The sequence below is a fragment of the Dyella sp. BiH032 genome (assembly GCF_031954525.1).
Taxonomy (GTDB): domain Bacteria; phylum Pseudomonadota; class Gammaproteobacteria; order Xanthomonadales; family Rhodanobacteraceae; genus Dyella_D.
The window spans coordinates 149,255-167,204 of record NZ_CP134868.1 but is presented as its reverse complement, the minus strand read 5'-3'; the positions used below and the strand labels follow the sequence as shown (position 1 = coordinate 167,204).

Here is a 17,950-nt window from a genome sequence, read left to right as displayed (position 1 = left end):
TCATGGCTGTACTGACCACCGCCGCTTTGCCGATGTTCGTGGAGAACATCACCGACTGCCTTCCCGTCAGCTCCGGGCGAACGATCCGCCAATGGCTCCTGAGTCACCCGGATCTGCTCCATCAGGGGCTGCTCACAGCTATCCGCCAGGCGTTCAAAGAGAGTGGCCAGGCCAAGGGCGCGCCCACCGACACCGACCGCAGAGCGTTCCTGTTGCGCTGCCTAACGGCGGTGGTGGACCCGTTTGACGTGCCGGCGGCCACCGAGGAAGTGAACGAAGCCTGGTTCCAGCCCGACTACCTCGCGATGCTCGAGGCCTGCGCGCTGTATGGCATCCATCTTATGCGTGACTTGTTCGACCGCTTCAGCGAGACGAGTGGGGCGCAGTCCGATGAGGACGCGGCAATCAACAAGCTCAACGGGAGGCTGCTGACCGACGCCGGCGTATCCGAGCGGATCAAGATGGTGTACCAGCTCACCCACGTCGAGGCGCTGGAGAGGCTTCTCGACGCTGCGTGGAAGGAGCGATCGGGGGCTCGTTACAAGTATCGGTCCACGGTGGTGCTGGAGAACGGCGAAGCGCGCTGGACGGTCGATCGCGACGCCTTCGTCGCGGGCCCGCATGGGCTGACCTGGATTCGCAATGGCGTGATCTGGTTTGGCCAGGGTCACGTGTGCGGTGGGCAGCCGATTATCCAGTACGAGGACAAGGCAGCGCTGCGACTCAACAAGAGCAATATTGAGTCGAGTCGCGACCTCTGGCGCGCCGGGCCGACACTCGCGGTCGACAACGGGGCTACTGCCGCGACGCTATGAGCCTAGAGCTTTGGCAGAGTGACTTCGACGATTTGCGCGCGCGGCGGCCCACTCGCTGGGGCCCGTGGGTATCGCCGCGGGTTGTCGTGGCACCGTGGATCGTTTCGGCGCTCTTTGGCGATGTCACCGTCGCGTTTGGCCGACTGATGGTCAGGAGGGCGCTCCTGGGTGCTCCCTCGTACGCACGAAGGTCTCTGCTGGCGATCGCGTGGGGCAGGGTGGTGCGTGGTCACCTTGTCGCATCCGCCGGAGCGTTACTCTGCCTGGGCGCGTTCCTGATGCTCGGCACGATCCGCGGCGCTGAGCTTCTGGCCTGCAGCGCCGGCGTCGGTCTGGCTGTGTGGGTGGCGTGGCTTGGGCGGGCTCGACGCGCGTTCGAAGCGGATGACGAGGCGTCTCGCTTGGTCGGCAGGGGAGGGGTTGTTGCTGGATTGCTATGGCGTGGGGCCAAGAAGCGCGCTGCGGCGACCCAGGCGTCTCGCCCCGAATCGAAGGACTCGCGGGCCCCCTGAAGCCGAAGTTGTGGATGAGCTTGGTGGCGCGCATCGAGCCTATGGCCGCAATCGGGCGCGCCGTCGCGGCGTCTCAGGCGTCCGGCGGGGCCAGACGGGCTTTCAAGCAGAACTCGCGTGCGTACTTAAGGTTGTCGCGGGCCATCCCGTCATCCCCGAAGCACTCCTGGTCGACAATGTGCCCCGAGATTGGATCAAGTGACGTCACCTTAGCGACGTTCAGGACGTTCCAACCGATGACGCGGTCGTAGTTGATCGCCTCGACATCTGCGCGCGCGTACGTAAGTTGAAGAATCGGCTTTTCAAACTCGCGACCGTACTTGTCGACGAGCTGCTCAACCATCTGCACCGCGATCGTGTCGTACGGGACGTCGGCGAGATCCTTGCGTGCGTGCTCGAGCACGTCCTTAGCCTGGTTGCCGCCGGAGAAGATCGAGTCCTGCCGAATGGCGATGGTCACCTGTTTCGTGGCCGAGTCCAGTGGGCGCACTGAGATCACCTTGTGCAGTTTCTCAAGCTTTGCGTAGGGCGAGGGAGCAACCTTGGGCATCGGCGCATCCTCGCTGCCACGGTGGTTGTCGTCCTTGCCAACAAACGCGCCAAGAACCACGAGTCCAATGGCGAGACCCGCCAGGCCCTGCCCGAATTTCTTGCTTATCCCTGCCATCAACTTCTCCTTGGTGTGGTGGATCGCCGCTGAGGTGAGCCGCTGGTCCAAACGCTCGGCATTTAGCCTGCGCTGCGCGGCGACGTCAAACCGATGTCATCCACGGACAGTTTGATGGTCATGGGTTGGAAGCAGACCTGTGGCTCTTCCTGGTGGCAGCCCTGCACGGTCACCGAGATGTCGCCGGCGGCACCTTCTGTCAGAGGGATGGCCATCGTGAAGGTATCCAGGTACTCCTCCGATTGATTGCCGAGGCCATCGTCGACAAGCTGGCCAGCTGGGAGTTGGGCAGCACCGCGCACACGACCGGTGCCTCCATCACGCACGTGGATGCGCTCGCGGTACACGGCGTAGCCCGGCTCAACGTCCCATGTCACGTAGAGGGTCTGCCCGACCCGGGCGGAGTGGGCCACTCTAAATGCCTCGGGGGCATCGAGAAGGTCGCCGGCGTGCGACGTAAGGGGGGCGAGAGCCGCTGCCGCGAGTGCGGCAATGAGGAAATGACCCATCTCAAGCAACCCCTGCCAACCTGGAGCAATGTTCGTCCCATGCCGCATCGACTACCTCGTCGCATCGGTCCTCGAGGACGTTCTTCAAGGTAGAGGCGTCGTTCGCAGCGTCCACAGGGTCGCGCGTCAGTGCCGAGCGTAGAGCGTCCTTCAGCCAGTTCGAGGCCCCCGGATCAGCGAGGATGTTGTCGATCTTCGGATTGCTCATGGGAATTGTCTCCTTGAATGGTCAGGAGACGATAGGCAAGGTCAGGATCCACAGCGCTCGGAAACGACGCGATCAGCGTCGGGGGTTTTCCGGCTGCGGCGGCCCCATGAGCGCGAACCACTCAGCCGATGAAGGAAGTCGACGGGCCGGGGGCAGCCATTGGAAGCACATGATCACCGCGCTCATAGAGCGCATCGAGGACGTGGCTACCTAACGTGCGGGTGTTGTATTCGTTGCCGCTGCCGTTTGTGAGGGTTATCCCTAGGCCTTTCGCCATCTCGCGCAACGCGGGTTTCGTCGGCTCGACAAGCTGTCCTGAGGACCAGACCTGGATCGTGCCGTTCTCTAGCTCAACGACTTTAGAGCCGTTGTGGAAAGCCTCGCGCGCAACGGCCAATGGCTTAGCCTCGCCCGGAGGCGAGGCTAAGCCGCGCACTGTCAGCATGAGCTTGCCGCCTTCGCGACCGGCCATAGCCGTCCGCGCGACCGAAGATAGCTCGTCGTAGACCTGCTCAACCTGCATATCTTCCGTATTGATGCGCACCACCACGACTCGGTCCACCTCGGACAGCGTGTTGGCGTTGAACGGAATCTGACAGGGAAGGCTGCGCGTGGTGGTCTTTACGCTCACCCGTTCGCCGGCGGCGCTCACGACGTCGTAGCCGCGCTGGTTCGCCTGCAGTGCCATCTGGCCGTTGGTGAGCACGCAGGCATACAACTCACCGATGCGCCCGCAGAGGTGCGGAAGAGCTTTGGCCTCGACACCCCAGTTGAGTTCCCGTTCCAGCCACGCGAGCGCTTCGCCGAGACTTTGTAGTTGCTGCATCTGAGTGAGTGCCATGGGTGCATGGTCCTGAGGCGGGTAGGGAATCGAGATCTCAGCAGGGCCAGTTGGCTCCAGGTGCATTGGCACGGCCCGGGCTCACGCAGGTATCGGTCCTAGCAACTCAACGTCTGACTGGGCGAGAGGATAAAGGCTGCGAGCTAGTACGCGACGCCCGTTGGTGAAAACCTTGGCGGCCGGATCCCAATTGCACTCGTAAAGCTTGCCGTAGCCAATGCGAAACACGGGAATGCCGGGTAGTTCGTGGTGAACCATCTCGTCTGTGATGTCCATTTCCTGCCCGGTGCGATGATCAACAACACGCATCCATTCTTGGAGAAAGACACCGTACACGTTGTAGCGAAAGAGCGTCACTTCATTGCAATCGTATTCTCCACGCTGCGTTACTGCATTGTGGATGCAATTAATTGACTGGGCCCTCAGGTGTTCCGGATACATGCGCCGGTCCGGACTGTCGGGGTCCTGCTGCGTGCTACCTTGCGCAAACGCGGCCCCAACGGACGCATCATCGAAGGGCCCAACCACGAGCCCAATGGGGCCGTAGTAGTTCATGCATCCGACGCTCGGGTTGTACATATCGCCGCCGAGCACTATGGAACACGAAATCTCGATTTGGTTCCTGCGTCGATACGCGACTTGAAGTCGTTCCACCGGCCCGAGTGCGTTCGTAGCGTCCGTGCCGATGCCCTTGGCAACACCTATGCAGTGAACCAAGAAGAACTCGTTGTCGGCCAAGTAGAAATTGAGCTCTGCTGCTGGGACCACGCTTGCTCCATTAGGCTGAAAGTGGATTGGCGAACAGCTCCGATGCACTGTCGCGCGAGAGCCTTACGCCATCTTCGTCAGCGACGCCTGACCGATCCGTAGCGAGCAGTGACGATGGATTCTTCGTATCCGTGGTAGCCCTCGACAGCCGTTATGACGGCGTCTGCTGCGGCGTCGGGTTGGCCCAGCGAGGCGAAATCACTTGGCGAGACGAACCGCTCCACCTGCTCCTTGCGGTTTTTCTCAAAGACTTGAGGGGCACTTAGACCCGCAAGCACCAGAATGTTGAGCTCGACGGCCAAGTCCTTCAAGGCGCGGGCATGTTCTCCCGCCATCCGCGGTGAACCTGAAGTTCCGTTCGAGCGCCGCATAGATGCCATGTCGTCTACGACAAGCATGCGCGTACTGCCGGCGATGGGAGTGATCGTCCTCGAAATGGCCTGGACGGTCGGTCGCGCAACCGACTCAATCGAAATATCGATCGCTTCCACGAGCCGCCAGAGTTGCTGTTGCTCTCGATCGATGGTGGCGGCCCGCGCCGTTCGCCACGAGGCGTCAAGATGAATCTTGGACGCGTCGTCATAGGAAGGCTCGTGCTCTCCGTGCTCCTTGTCGGCCGCTTGCCGCGCCAGTGACTCGATACGGCGAGCTAACTCGTTTTGCCACCGGTCTAGCGCAACACCAGGGTGCTCGGACAGAGCCAAGTAGAGAATGCCTCCTGTTCCTGACCCATTTGCCGCTGCCCGTACTAAGGCTGCGTCGCGCCAGTCGCGATAATGACTGGCGATAAGGACCAGAGATCCAAGCGGGATAGGCGCGAGGTCTGCGATCTTGATGTCACACCGCGGTCCAGTTTGAACGACTGTCATCAGGCGACTCCGACGCAAACGAATGTAAATGATGGCATTTGGGAATGGATCGTCCCGGCCGCGCGCGCATCCGGGGCATTCTCCCACGTTACGCGCAAGCCCCGCTCAAATGGGCTCCTGCCAGAAGGCACAGTAACTATCGCGTCCGGTTTGCGCGCGGCCGGGTATTGGCCTGGTGTCGTACGGGCCGGAGCTTGCGGCGAACGGGACGTGCCTTTGCCGAAGCTGGATCCACGTCGGCAAAGTAGCGGTCGCACGGGACGCACTTCGCTTCGATGCCGTGGCCGCCCCAGAATGGTGTGCGACAGCCCGGGCACTGGTACTTTCGGCGGCTGCCGGCGGGCGTCGGCTCGCGGTACACGAGCTTGTCCTGAAGCGAAGCGTACGCCGGCTCGGGCAGCGGCGGTGGTGGCACCTCGGCGACGGGGGCATTGGGCAGCGGTTCCTCCGTGGTGTCGTGGTCGCCGAGGCGTGGAGCGCGCGCCTGTTCGGGCGTGGCCGTGTGGGGCAGCGCCGCCGCGTGGCGATCGACCCAAGAAAATGCGAAGCCCTCCGCGAGCAGCTTGCGGCACGCCACGTCGAAGGGGCCGCCCTCCTCGATGACATGACCGACGCGATGGCCGGTCTCCTTGCCGTTAGGATCGCCGTCGACGCGCGGTAATAGTCCAACTTGCTTCAAGTAGTTGGCCAGTTCACGGTTGTGATAGCTGGGTCGACTTTGGTGCTGGCCAACCAAGCTTTGCTGGAGTCGGCACATGGCATGCACCATGGTCGCGAGGCTCTCCGTGAGGCTGCGCACCGGCAGCCAACTCGGGTTGAGGGCAAGCTCGCCTGTTTCACGACGCGATCGGTGAACGTACTGACGCTTGCGGTAGAACCCGAACGAGTTACTTTCGCGCTGGTACGAAAGCACGATCGTGTTGGGCAGCGTGCCTCCAAACAAGGAATTGTTGAAGTAGGTGTAGGCGCGCTGCAGTTCTTGGCTGACTTCGTCGGTAGGAGTCGTCACGGGCCGGTCCATTAGCTTGTACAAGCCATCGCTACATTCTGTGGCCGATCAATGTGGTAGGTTTGATCGAGTGAGGCTGCGGTTATTTTGCGGACATCGACGTGACCACCCGACGGATGATGATTGCGCTGCGACTTAAGCTACGTGCGTGACGCGCCCGGCCTTTATTGCTGCCAAACCCAGGACCACGAAGCCACTCACGACGATCGCGAACTTGCCGAAGTCGATCCAGTCCTGGCGCGCGCGATGGCGGTTCTCGGACTCGCGGTGCTGTTGGTCATTGCGCTCGATCCGGTCGGCCGCGTCACGACGTTCCTCTTGCGTCTTTGCTTGGCGATAGCCCTGGGCAAATGTGTCGTGGGTCCGTTGCGTCCGCTGCGCCGCACCGTCGGCGTGGACGCGGCGGGTCTCGGTGGCCGCCTGCTCCAGCGAATGGATCGTGCGTGCGACTGCATCGGCCGCGCTGGCCGCCGTCTGTCCCGGTCCACCCTTGGGGCTGCGCCCACCCGCGCCGGCGTGCTGGGCGCGCGGGGTCGGGCCTCGACCGTGGCGCAGCTGCTCGCGCACGTCGTCCAACTGCTCGTGATAGGTGCGGTGCGGCCGGCTCATGTCGGATCTCCTTGCTTGCGGGTGCGCTTGGTTTTGGTGGCAGGTTTCGGGGCGGACGCACTCTTCAGCGCCGTGATCTCGCCCTCGAGGCGGGCAATGGTCTGCTGCGCCGTGGCCAGCTGCACGGTTAGTGGGCGCAAGGTCTCGCATTCGGTTTCGCGCGCTTTGAGTCGCTCCTCGAGGGCGCCCCACTGGCGAACGTCGCGGTCGCGCTGCTGCTCCAGGCGAGTAACGGCCGCCTGCTGATCCGCGAGTTGTGTCTCCGCGCGCGATGCGCGGGCAGCTGCCGCGTCGGCCTGGTGGCGGGCCGTGGCCAGCTCAACGGTGAGAGTCGTTAGTTCGCCGGCGAGGCGCTCGTGGCGTTCCTGCAGTGTGATTAGCGCCGTGGCGGCGGCGACGCGCGCGGCATCCGCGGTGGCGATCTCGGCTCGGGCCGCGTCGCGCTCTTCCGTAACGGCCTGGCGTGATGCCGTCAATTCCTTGATGGTCTGCTCGGCGGCGGCGAGCGCGCCGCGATCCTGGGCTCCTAGCGCGTCCGCCGCTTGCAGGGCCTGCCGCAGACCGCTCGCCTCGTTCTGCAGACGCTCCGCGGTGTCCTTGGTTTCGCGCAATTCCTGCTGCAGCGTGGCGAGGTGGCGCTCTCGTTCGTCGTGCGCGCTCGCGGCAGCCGCCTGGGCCTGGACAAACGCGTCCTTCTCGGCGCGCAGCGCTTGGCGCTCGATGTCCAGCGTGGCGCGTTCGCCGTCCAGTGCGCGTTGGCCGGTCTCAGTAGCCGCGGCTTGCAGCGACTGCCAGGCTTCCCAGAAGCCCTTGTGTACGTCCGGTGGCGAGGCGCGGCGAGCAGGCGAGAGCCGTGCCATCGCGGAGGTGATCTTCGGATAGACCGCGTTTGGGGAACCCTGACGATTGGTGACGGCGTGCACGAGCTTGAGGCTGGGCACCTGTCCGAGGTCGAGTGCCGCTTCTACGATGACGTCGATGTCGGCTTGGCTGAGAGGGCGCGGCTTGGGGCCACGCGCCGCCACGTAGCGCGTGCGAATCTGGGCGATCGCGTCTTGCTGAGCCACACGTTCGTGCAGCGGCTGGGCACTAGCGCGATGTCCGCCCATGAAGGCCTGAAGCACGCCATCGAGGTCGCCGAGATCGCTGAGGTGGTCAGCGCGCCGCAGTACCTCCGGCAGATCCATCTCGCCGTCCACCAGCAGCAACGCTGGGGAGGGTCCATCCTGTGCCTTGTCGAACTGGAGCACGCCCGATGCGTGTGGGAACGGCGCGCGCATTGCGAGCTTGCCCCCCAGCAGCTGGAAACCACTGCGCGCGGGCGTGGGCCCGGGCAAATAGGTGAGCGACGCTGGCGTGAGAACGAGGGTACGGCCCTCACCGCCGAGGGCGATGGCATGGTCCGCCGCCTTGCTGGGATCGATCGCGCGACGCCCGAGTCCCATTGGCACCGGCGCCTCCACCTTGAGTGTGGTCACCCTAACGCTGTTGACGCCGTGATCGCTCCGCGGATCGGTGTACCAGGCCACGCAGCGTCCGGTGTCGATCAACCGCTGCAAGGTTGAGCGCATTTCGTCGAGCCGTGTCCAAACCAAGTCGCCGTCCGTGGCGCGCCCAGTGACGGCGGCCGCCACGGCGGCGTCCCAGCGCGAGGTCCGCAAGTTGTCGTTGGGCGTGGCCACGGGCGGTCCGGAGTGAGGTCGTGGCCGCCAGCGTACCGCGGGCGACGTCAACTGTAAAGTATCGAACAAAGGCTATGTAGCGAATAGCCTTACGTTTGTTAGATGGGCAATAATTTCATTTATTACCTATTCCGTGCTCGTCGGTACGATTGCAAATGGCGCCTGACCGGCGTAACCTCAGGGTCGACGCATTCCGCCTTGAGAGAACGCCATGACTGTCCACGTCGCCACCGCCCCGGTGAATGTCGTGAAGCTGGGCCTGCGCTTGGACGCCGCGCACCATCGCGTGACGTCCTCGGTGGGCCGCATTTCGCTGTTCGAGCTGGACCGCAAGCGCGGTGCGGACGAGCGCGTGGTCGCGCCGGGCCTGGCGTTCTATCTAATGGCGCCGCTGGGCGCGCGCGAAGAAGACATTCCCGAAGACGCGATCAGCCTGATCAAGGCGACGGTGGCCCGGGTGTTCGGCCGGCGCACCGTGGCGGCCGAGACGCTCAAGCGCCTATGGTCGGGCACGAACCAGTGCGAGAACGCCTGGGCGCTGCTCGAGGCGCAGGACCACACCGTCGCGGTGCGTCCGGCGCGCACCGGGCTCAGCCGCGAGTACCTGTCGAAGGCGTTCACCCTGCACGACCACGATATCTTCGACGCGTCGAATCGGGCGCGACATGAGTTTTCCGAGCCCGTCCGATTGCTGGTGGAGGTCTCGCCCAAGCATGGCGGCGGCGATGAGACCGACTGGGCGCGCCTGGTCGAGCGCCTGGCCGCCGACGCCCCAGCCACCGAGGCGGCGGAGGCCGCCCCTGCCCCGCGCACCGAGAAGCAGCGCTTCTTGGACGAGCATTGCCTCACCGCCGCGCAGGTCGCCAGCCGGTGGAATGTGCGCGCGGAAGACGCCAGCTCGTGGGCCAGCCGCAAGCGCCGGGCCGATGAGTTGTTCGGCGTCTGGTCGTCGAGCGACCGGACCTACATGCATCCTGAGTTCCAATGCGCCAAGGGCCTGACGGACGACCATCGCCGTGCCTTGTTCGCCACCTTGCGGACCCGCGCGGGCTGGTCTGACGCACCGGATCAGGACCAGGGCCGCTGGAAGCGCGCGACCTGGCTCTATCAACCCAACACGGCGCTGTCCAAGGCGGCGCTCGCCGCCCCGGGCATCGATATGAGCGACCCGGTCACCGCCGCCTTGACGCTGAACTTCGTGAGCGACGAGCCGCGGTCGCCGGCGGAGGTCTTTGGTGAAGCGCCCGAGGCGGTCATCGCCTTGGCCAAGGAGTTGGCGCCGGGCGAGGGTCACCGTGACTGACCTCATCACGACATGGCCTTTCCAGACCCACACCATCCGCGCCGGCGACGAGGTGGCGCACACCTACCGTGCCGAGTTCGATGCGCGCTCAGCGAACCCGCGTTGCGACACCCGTTTCGCGCTGATGGGCCCGCCGGGGCAACCCAACTTGCGCGCGGCGTACTACGTCGCCACCGGTCACCGCGGCGCACTGTGGGAGATCATCCTGCGCACGCTGGCTCCGAAAGCGGACAACACGGTCACGGTGCCGCGAGGCCTCTATGAGGGCCGCCGTCTGGTGCGCCTGCGCGCCAAACGCGACATTCCCCTCGTCATCCGGGTGGACCGCCCGCATCGGCTACGCTTTGTGGCCGCCGACTCGCCCGAGGACGCGGCTTGGGACATCGCCTGCACGAACAGCGTCCACGCGATGTCCCAAGGCATGGCCGCCGCCGTCGAACGCTTTCTGACGCAGCACGGCGTCCAGCACGCGGCGCTCGGCTGGCGTTCGAAGCAGTACCCGGACGACTTGGTCTACATCTTGTACACGCCGCCGTTCGATCCTGACGACTGGGAGATCCTGGCGGACATCGACTTGACGAGCGCGGAAGGCCTCGCCTTGATCAAGGACGCGGTCGAAGCGCCCGGTTACCGCTGGGCCGATGAGCCGGCGCCGGAGCAGGACGTCGACCCATGACCGAGCTGCTGGTCGTCGACAGCCTGCAGGATCTGCACGACCTGGCGGCCGTTGCGCCGGCCGCGTTCGAGCCGGTGGTCGCGGTGCCGTCGGCGCCGGCCTTGCTGGAGCGCTTGCGCGCCTGGGAAGCGGACTTTCACGCCGGCCAGGCCCGCGCCACGGTGGCCGCCGTGCGCGCGGACTGGCTGCAATACATCGATTGGTGCGAGGCCCAGCACCACACGCCCTTGCCGGCGGATGTGGATCAACTGGCGTCTTTCATCAACAACGCTCTCATTCGCGGGCGCAAGCTCAGCACACTCAAGCGCTACGTCTACACCGTCGGCCTGATCCACGAGGCCGCCGGGCTTCCCAGCCCGGCCAAGGATGCGCGGTGGAAGCGTAAGTGGGGGGCGATCAAGAAGCAGTTGGCCGAGCGCGCCGGCACGGACGGCGAGCCCGACAATGGCAACCTGACGCGCCAGGCCGGTGAGCTGCTCACCGACGACATCACGACCATCCTGGCCACCCTCGGCACGCATCCGCGCGATCGGCGCGATGCCGCGATGCTCAAACTGGCCTCCGACACGCTCGCCCGCGAATCGGAGCTGGTCGCGGTGCGGGTCGAGCACCTCCACTTCAATCGGGCCCGTGGCAGCTGGTCGCTATGGCTCCCGCGTAGCAAGAGCAACCAAACCGGCGAGCGCCGCGATTACCGCCACGTGTCCGAGGAGACGATGGCGTGCATTCGCGCGTGGCAGGCCGCGGCGGGCATCGACGAGGGACTACTGTTTCGTCCGGTGGGCGGCCGCCCCAAGCGGCGTGTGCAAACGGCCCTCGAGGAAGGGCGCGAGCCGCCCGTCGTCGCATTGGGGGCAAAGGAGGTGGCACGCATCTTCCGCCGGCGTGCGATCCAGGCCGGATTGACGAACGCCTGGAGCATCTCCGGTCACTCCACCCGCGTGGGGACCGCCAACGACCTGATCAACGGCGGCGCGACCATCGCGCAGATCATGGACGCCGGCGGCTGGCGTAGCGCTGAAATGGTGGCTGTCTACACGCGGCGCTCCCAAGCCGGTGCCAATGCGGTCGCCGAATTGCGCGCGCGGCAGCGGGCGCGTGGCGGCACCCAGGGGCGCTAATGGACGATCGGTCTTGCCTCAGGCGCGCGGCGCGATGAGCACCGCGCACTGGTCCCACCACCTGGAATCCTTGGGCGACGACGCGTTCGAAGAGTGGCTGTGCCTGTATTTCCAGGAGCGCGACGGCCTGGCGTTCCCCCCACAACGGAACGGCCGCTCAGGGCAGGCCCAGGCGGGCGTCGACCTGTACTTCCGCAATGCGACGGGCGAATGGGTCGGCGTGCAGGCCAAGGCCTACACCCGCACGAAGCTCACGCCGGCGAAGCTCGATGTCGAAGTCGCGGCCGCCCACGCGTTCACACCGCCGCTCACGCACTACATCGTGTGCACGCTCAATGAGCGCGACGCCGCGCTGCAGACCCACGCACGCGACGCGACCATCCACTCGCTTCCCAACGTCACCGTGATCGCGCGGCAGGACCTGGCCGAGGAAACCTCCCGCCGTCCTCGTCTGGCCAAAGGCCTCATGGCGTACGTATCCCCCGGCTATCTAGAGGCCATGCGCCAGGCCTGGGAGTCGCTGCCCAGCGCGGCGATCCCGGCCGCCGCACCGGACATCGGTCCCGCGAGCGGCGACATGGCCCTGCGCACCCTGGGCGCGTGGACCGACGCTGGCAATCCGGGGCGCACCCTGGAAGAACTGGCGCGCTACACCGGGACGGCGACGCGCGGTGAGCGCTTGCTGGTGGAAGTGCGGGCGAGGTTTGCGCTGGGCGAGCTCGCGACCATCGTGGCCCTCGTGGAGAGCGAGCTGCTGCAGCCGTCGCCAAGCGCCGCGGTGATCGCGTTCGGTGCGCACGCGGCCCAACTGCAGGGCGATGCGCCGCGGGCTGATGCCTGGCTGGCCACGGCCTTGGCAGCGGCTACGCCGGCAACGAAACCTCAGGTGGTGGGCTCGTACGTGCGCGTGCACGCACTGCGCGAGGACATGCCGTTCGCTGCGCTTGAGGCGTTCGCAACCGACGCCTTGGGCGACCCGCTCCCGATCGCGTTGGCGCTGGCCGACGCCGCCTTTCAGAACGGCGAGATGGCGACGGCCGTCGTCTGGTACGAGCGCGCCCGGAACCGCCAGGCCGATTGGCCACCCGGCGCCCGGGCCAACGAGCTGGGTGCCCGCACTTGGCAGCTGATCCGCGCCCAGGACGCGGGCACCCCGGTGACCGAGGCGCTGCGCGGGTGCGCGGCGCAGCTGGAGGGGCTCCTCGCCGATCCCGCCATTCAGAGTCCTGGGCTGCGCCTGCCGATGCTCGTGAACCTCGGCCACGCCAAGCGGACCCTGGGAGAGTTCGCGGCGGCGGCCACGGCCTGGGAAGAGGCTCTCGGCTTGCCCGAGGCGCCGGCATCACTGTGGCTCTACCGGTGCGCCCTGTCGGCGGTCGAAGGCGTGCCCCTGCCGCCCGAGGCTCTGATCACGCGCTGGACGGACAACCGTCGCGCGGCGCTGATCCTGGCCAGTGCCTACACCTGGCAGGGCGACACCGCGCGCGCGACCACGTTGATCGACCGCGTCTTCGCCGATCCAGCGGCGACCGCGGAGGACCGCGTGCTCGCGCACATCGAGCGCATCCGCGTCGAAACGACCGGTCAGGACAGCCTGGTCACGCCGGCGCACGTCGACACCATGCTCGGCCTGGTGAACCGGGACGAGCCGTCGCTTCCCCTTTTCGCGTGGCTGGTCGGCAACTTCGGCGCCGCCGGACCGGAGCAGGACGAGCGCGTGCGTCAGGCCGTCACCGATCTGGCGCCGCACCTGACGATCGAAGCGCCTCACCGCCTGGCGCTCGCCGAGGATCTCGTGCGCGCCGACCTCGATGAGGCGGCGATCGCCTGGCTTCCGGACATCGAGCGCCAGGCGTGGCCCGACCGTGGAGCGGTCGGAGACCTGTCCGGGGCCCTCGCCCTCCTTCGCATCTATTCCAAGACGTTTCGGTGGGCGGATGCGCGCCAGCTGGTCGATCAGCTCATCCACCAGTTCCCCTCCGACGCGCAGGTGCTGCAGCACGCTGCCCAGGCCCTTCGCCGTGCCGGCGATCGAGCGGGGGCGTACGCGCTACTGACCGACGCGATACGCCAGGGCGTGCACGACGGCGCGCTGATCCTCAACTGGGCGCAGCTCGGGTTGAGCCTGGGCCAGCGTCGCACTGGCCACCGCTTGCTGCGAAGCGTGCAGATTGCGCCCCGTAACCCGGAAGAGTACGGGCATCTGCTCCGTGCCCGGGCGCTGCTGGGCCTCCACGACGATGTCGGTCTCACCCTGACGTCGGCGATGCAAGTCACGCCGGAAACGGCGGGTACCGTCTTCACAAGCGGGCTGCTGGGCGGCCGCGCACGACCGTCCCGTGTCGCCTACGGACGCATCGCGTACGTCACCATTGCGCAGGACGGGATCGAGCGGTTCAACGAGCACGCTCTGCTTTTGGAGGAACCTGGCGAGGGCCTGCCGGGCGTGCGCGCGCTGGACAGCCAGCATTTCCCCTGGATCGCAGAGCTCCTAGGCGCGCTACCCGGTGAAAGACGGGTGCTCACCTCCCCACCGTTCGCCGGCGCCGAGGCGACCATTGTCGACGTGGTCGGCGCCGATCGCTGGGGCGTGCTGCAGGCGGCGCAACTGGTGCATCTCTTGCCCAGCACCACGACCGGCGTGGAGACGCTCCAGCCCGACATCGAGGCGCTGCGCGACCGACTGTCGCAGCAGGCCACGGCCCATCGTCACGCGCGCCAGCAGCAGCTCAGCACGGCGGCGGAGCGTGGGTCCGGCATCGCCCTGATCGCCAAGGCCTGGGGCGTCAGTCCGCGGACGCTGCTGCGGAAGAGCTCCCCATGGGCACCCACCGGCCATCCCGGCACTCCGGAGGAGATCAACTCGGACGATCGAAGCCTGGTCGAATGCGCGCGGGTGGTGGTGGATCCCATCAGCCTGCTGCTGCTGGTCGATATCGGTGCAGAGTCATTGTTGAGCGCTCTGCCGGACAAAGCCGTCATGACCCCCCAAGCGGTTTGGCAGCTGTTCGACTGGTGGTACGTGCATGAGCGCCACCAGCGTGGAACACGGGCTCACGTCGCGCTGATGGACGACGGCCGCATGGCTTGGATTCCGCTCACGGCCGCTGAGCGGAGGGCGACGCGCGCGTTCTGGCTCCGGGTCAAGGAGACCGTGGAGCGCTATATCGAACTGATCGAGGCCCCTGCCCTGTCGAACATGGAGCTGAAGCGCTGCGCGGGTCTGCTTGGCAATCCCGTCGTCAGCGGCATCGCGTTGGCGGCGGCCCACGGTTGGGCCTACCTGACCGAGGAGGCGATGATGCGTGCGGTCACGACCCACATTGGACAAGCCAAGGTGTGCAGCGTGCACCGGCTCATCGCGAGTGGAGCTTCGCTCGGTTGGTGGTCCGTCCCGCGCGCGGTCACACTGCTCGCCACGCTCATGCGCCACGGGTGGAGCTGGATAAGCTTTCCGGTGTCGATGCTGGCCGCCGCGTGCAAGCTACCAAATGACAAGCGCGGGGACATTCCAAATCTGCTGCTCAGTCGGATCAAGAAGGGCGACCCCACGGTGGGCGTGCAGACCATCTTTGCCCTGCTCCGTGACCTTGATCGAGGCGCCTACCCTAACGTGGCGGTAGGCCGCCTCCGAAACTTTGCCATTGACTGCTTTCCGGGCGGGAGCGACCCGAAGTACCGGGCCGCTGTGGCGCAGACGTTTGTTCGCTTGCATCCCGCAGCGATCCATAAGGCCACCCGACGACGTGTGCAGACGTGGGCCGCCACCGGACGCGCGGCGGGGTAAGCATGAGCCCCACCCGTTGGCCGCCTTGTGCAACCCACGTTAGGAAGGGTCACGCGTGTGGCGGGACCCTTCGCTGCATCTATGCGTGATGGCACGGCCCCGTTCGCTACCGCGTCTTAACGAAGTCTCCCTCCTCGACCGACATGTCGAGCACACTCCCAAAATGAGCGAACGCCAGCTGCTCCAGGGTGTACGCATGCCGTAGATGGAGCGTGATTGGGGTGGTCGGTGTCCACGCATCGGTGGTCCCCTGTCGCCGATGCCGGATGGCTGCGAGCGGCGTTCCTTCGTTGTCCTGCGCAAACCACGCTTCGTAGTCCCAGGCCACGCCGTCAGCGTTAAAACTGCCTTTGATCATTTCTTTCATCGAGTTTATCCACTGTTGTTGATGTCGATTGGCGACCGGAGATTGGTCACCGCGATAAAATTAATGACCCGCAGAACGCATAGCTGAACGGCAAGCGTCAGTTCACACTTGCCGGGCACGCCCTCCCGCCCGAGCATCTAGCGCATGAGCAACCTCAAACGTTGGGACCACCTGCAATTCGCCTTGAGCCAGTTGAATGAGCGATCCCCGAGAGAGCAGAACCTAGCTGCCGTGTTCGAGGAATCGCCAGAAGGCCGGGACCGGCTGGAGCTCTTCCTCGCTCAGTCTCCGCCAGCCTGGCGGACGTACATTGAGCCCCGCCTCCCAAAGATTCGTGAGGTACCAGTTCGCTACATCGGCTTCCTGGGCAACATCAATTCGGCCGGTGTCGTCACCGCGGCGGCTCGCACTGAAGATGAGCTGTTGGATGGCCTCATTCCGTGGTTTGTGGAAAAGCTGATGACAAACGGAGGCATGTGCCCGTTCGTTCTGGGCGTGCGTGATTCCGTGCGAAGTGCCATCGAGACGCGATTGGCGGCGTTGGAGCCGACCAGGGGCGAGGATGGCAGTCTGTTAGCTGCCCCACTACTCGGCGTGCTACGAGGTACACATGGTGTGCAGAACGGAGCGGCGGGGCTCCCAGCTCAGGCAACGGCAGCGCAAATAGACCCAATGAATCCTACCGCCATTTGGGGTGGTCGGTACGTCGCACCGGGCCGCGTCGCCTATACGGCTGAGCGATTTGTGCAGGTTGCTGATGAATATCAAACAGCGGTGTTCACGGCGTGGTTGGAAAGCGACCCCGAGGGCTTGAAGAAGCTACGAGCAGCCGGGCATGAGCCGTTTGTATTTGAGGTCATGTCGAACGGAACACTTCGCGTGACGGGCATCGTGCCTTCAGGTCCGACCGCCCCCATCGAGTTCGCCTCTGGTGAGTGGGTTGAAGACGAGCCACAGTGACTTATAGCTCACCGCGATAGCGAATAATGGCCTGTTCGAGCTCCGTCTTCGTCTCAGGGAAACATCCAGCCTCGTCACAGAACATCGTGAACATAAGCGAGCATGCTTCACAGCCACATTCGCCCGCGCAAAGGGGATGGCATGTCGCCTTGCAGGTGCAGGGAACTGGCTCCTGAAGCACCGTCATGTAGCCGTCGCCCTCAGGGTATCGGAGCTTGCCGGCCTCGCTGGGCGTGTTCGTACTCACAACGTTACCTCTTGGATTAGCTCCGGCCCTTGGTTGCGCGGATTGTTGATCGCCTTAGAGATTGGGAAGTAGGTAAGGTCCGGCTCCGGGACGTCCCTAATCGCCTGCTCTGCTTCCTCTGGTGTGCCGAGCAACCAATGCTCCCAGCGATCCGAAGGGAGAAAAACCGGCTGGCGGTCGTGAATATCGCCGCTGACCTTGCCGGGCTCACCAGTGATCACAGTGAACGTTCGCAGCCATTCGGCGCCCGGGTCCTTAGGGTCTTTCCAAACTTCCCAGAGTCCCGCGGCCATGAGAAGCGTGTTGTCGGTTTTGTGGATGAGATAGGGCTGCTTCGGAGGCTTGTCGCCCTTCCACTCGTAGTAAGCGGACATGGGCACCAAGCAGCGACGCTTTTTGAATGCCACGCGGTAACTGGGAAGCTTAGTAACCGTCTCCACCTTCGCATTAATTCGCTTAGAGGCATCCTTTGTGTCTTTGGCCCACGAGGGCATCAAACCCCACTTGAACGCGTGAATTTCCAAGTCGCGCTCACCCTGAAAAACGACCGGCGCGCGCATCATCGGGCACAAGTTGTAGATTGGCTCGCGCTGATTTACTGCGCTCTCCAGATCGAGGCCAAGCTGCTGGATCGCAGCCTTGTCGTTGCGGGACAAACCGATGGGGTAGCTACCGTACCTACCGCACATCTTCGGAGGGCACCTGAGGCGGAATTGCGAGATGGTGTTTGGCCAGGATCTCGTCCGTTCGGGCATTCACCCAGTCGTAGTCCTCGGCAGAAGCCTGGTCGAGTATGACGTCCGCCATGCCGGCGAATTCTGGCCAGAATTCGCTTGGGTCCGGGTGCATCTTCTTCATGTCATCAATGGCTGCATCCAGCTCATCCAGCTGCTTCGCAAGGTTTTGTCGCGTCGCCATGGTCGTATCCCCGATCAGATGTCTAGCTCACCGTACGTCCGCTAATGTCCTTGGGCGGTCAAACTATCGATGGCGGCTAAAT

At 64.9% G+C, this 17,950-nt stretch carries 18 protein-coding genes; 6 read left to right on the top strand and 12 right to left on the bottom strand.

Going from position 1 to position 17,950, the window contains the following annotated elements; genetic code table 11:
• The first annotated feature begins 2 nt into the window (after positions 1 to 2).
• The gene (locus RKE25_RS22905) at positions 3 to 815 is read left to right on the top strand and encodes a hypothetical protein (protein WP_311842523.1); all 813 of its coding nucleotides are present in this window, start codon (positions 3 to 5) and stop codon (positions 813 to 815) included.
• A 585-nt stretch (positions 816 to 1,400) separates the two neighbouring features.
• On the opposite strand, the gene RKE25_RS22900 is transcribed toward RKE25_RS22905, so the two are convergent.
• The 9 genes from RKE25_RS22900 to RKE25_RS22860 form a co-directional block, all read right to left on the bottom strand.
• Positions 1,401 to 2,045: a hypothetical protein gene (locus RKE25_RS22900; protein WP_311842522.1), complete on the bottom strand. Its 645-nt coding sequence runs from the start codon at positions 2,043 to 2,045 to the stop codon at positions 1,401 to 1,403.
• A gap of 11 nt (positions 2,046 to 2,056) precedes the next feature.
• The gene (locus RKE25_RS22895; RefSeq protein ID WP_311842521.1) at positions 2,057 to 2,503 is read right to left on the bottom strand and encodes a protein-disulfide reductase DsbD N-terminal domain-containing protein; all 447 of its coding nucleotides are present in this window, start codon (positions 2,501 to 2,503) and stop codon (positions 2,057 to 2,059) included.
• 1 nt (position 2,504) lies between these two features.
• Positions 2,505 to 2,711, bottom strand: coding sequence for a hypothetical protein (locus RKE25_RS22890; RefSeq protein ID WP_311842520.1), 207 nt, complete (start codon positions 2,709 to 2,711; stop codon positions 2,505 to 2,507).
• A 121-nt stretch (positions 2,712 to 2,832) separates the two neighbouring features.
• Positions 2,833 to 3,552, bottom strand: a complete 720-nt coding sequence (locus RKE25_RS22885) for a hypothetical protein (protein WP_311842519.1) — start codon at positions 3,550 to 3,552, stop codon at positions 2,833 to 2,835.
• 81 nt (positions 3,553 to 3,633) lie between these two features.
• Positions 3,634 to 4,320: a hypothetical protein gene (locus tag RKE25_RS22880; RefSeq protein ID WP_311842518.1), complete on the bottom strand. Its 687-nt coding sequence runs from the start codon at positions 4,318 to 4,320 to the stop codon at positions 3,634 to 3,636.
• A 77-nt stretch (positions 4,321 to 4,397) separates the two neighbouring features.
• On the bottom strand, positions 4,398 to 5,189 hold the full coding sequence (locus RKE25_RS22875) for a hypothetical protein (protein ID WP_311842517.1): 792 nt from the start codon (positions 5,187 to 5,189) through the stop codon (positions 4,398 to 4,400).
• 136 nt (positions 5,190 to 5,325) lie between these two features.
• Complete coding sequence (locus RKE25_RS22870) at positions 5,326 to 6,198, bottom strand: hypothetical protein (protein WP_311842516.1); 873 nt, start codon at positions 6,196 to 6,198, stop codon at positions 5,326 to 5,328.
• 135 nt (positions 6,199 to 6,333) lie between these two features.
• Complete coding sequence (locus RKE25_RS22865; RefSeq protein WP_311842515.1) at positions 6,334 to 6,807, bottom strand: hypothetical protein; 474 nt, start codon at positions 6,805 to 6,807, stop codon at positions 6,334 to 6,336.
• Complete coding sequence (locus tag RKE25_RS22860) at positions 6,804 to 8,489, bottom strand: DNA-binding protein (RefSeq protein ID WP_311842514.1); 1,686 nt, start codon at positions 8,487 to 8,489, stop codon at positions 6,804 to 6,806. The genes RKE25_RS22865 and RKE25_RS22860 overlap by 4 nt, the downstream gene beginning before the upstream one ends.
• 247 nt (positions 8,490 to 8,736) lie before the next feature.
• On the opposite strand from RKE25_RS22860, the gene RKE25_RS22855 reads away from it, so the two are divergent.
• Genes RKE25_RS22855 through RKE25_RS22840 form a run of 4 tightly spaced genes read left to right on the top strand, consistent with a single transcriptional unit; the run spans position 8,737 to position 15,376 of the window.
• Positions 8,737 to 9,792: a hypothetical protein gene (locus RKE25_RS22855; protein ID WP_311842513.1), complete on the top strand. Its 1,056-nt coding sequence runs from the start codon at positions 8,737 to 8,739 to the stop codon at positions 9,790 to 9,792.
• Entirely contained in the window at positions 9,785 to 10,468 is a 684-nt protein-coding gene (locus tag RKE25_RS22850; protein ID WP_311842512.1) for a hypothetical protein, read from the top strand. Before RKE25_RS22855 ends, RKE25_RS22850 begins: the two co-directional genes overlap by 8 nt.
• A complete protein-coding gene (locus RKE25_RS22845; protein WP_311842511.1) occupies positions 10,465 to 11,589 on the top strand; it encodes a tyrosine-type recombinase/integrase in 1,125 nt (374 codons plus the stop codon). The genes RKE25_RS22850 and RKE25_RS22845 overlap by 4 nt, the downstream gene beginning before the upstream one ends.
• A 34-nt stretch (positions 11,590 to 11,623) precedes the next feature.
• Positions 11,624 to 15,376: a hypothetical protein gene (locus RKE25_RS22840; protein WP_311842510.1), complete on the top strand. Its 3,753-nt coding sequence runs from the start codon at positions 11,624 to 11,626 to the stop codon at positions 15,374 to 15,376.
• A gap of 106 nt (positions 15,377 to 15,482) precedes the next feature.
• On the opposite strand, the gene RKE25_RS22835 is transcribed toward RKE25_RS22840, so the two are convergent.
• The gene (locus tag RKE25_RS22835) at positions 15,483 to 15,743 is read right to left on the bottom strand and encodes a hypothetical protein (protein ID WP_311842509.1); all 261 of its coding nucleotides are present in this window, start codon (positions 15,741 to 15,743) and stop codon (positions 15,483 to 15,485) included.
• 144 nt (positions 15,744 to 15,887) lie between these two features.
• On the opposite strand from RKE25_RS22835, the gene RKE25_RS22830 reads away from it, so the two are divergent.
• Positions 15,888 to 16,703 carry a hypothetical protein gene (locus RKE25_RS22830; RefSeq protein ID WP_311842508.1) on the top strand — a complete coding sequence of 272 codons (816 nt, stop codon included), beginning with the start codon at positions 15,888 to 15,890 and terminating at the stop codon, positions 16,701 to 16,703.
• Between the two features lie 243 nt (positions 16,704 to 16,946).
• Here the strand turns inward: RKE25_RS22830 and RKE25_RS22825 are convergent, their stop codons facing one another.
• Positions 16,947 to 17,606, bottom strand: coding sequence for an SOS response-associated peptidase (locus RKE25_RS22825; RefSeq protein ID WP_311842507.1), 660 nt, complete (start codon positions 17,604 to 17,606; stop codon positions 16,947 to 16,949).
• Positions 17,607 to 17,628: 22 nt separating this feature from the next.
• The gene (locus RKE25_RS22820; protein WP_311842506.1) at positions 17,629 to 17,868 is read right to left on the bottom strand and encodes a hypothetical protein; all 240 of its coding nucleotides are present in this window, start codon (positions 17,866 to 17,868) and stop codon (positions 17,629 to 17,631) included.
• Positions 17,869 to 17,950 lie beyond the last annotated feature (82 nt).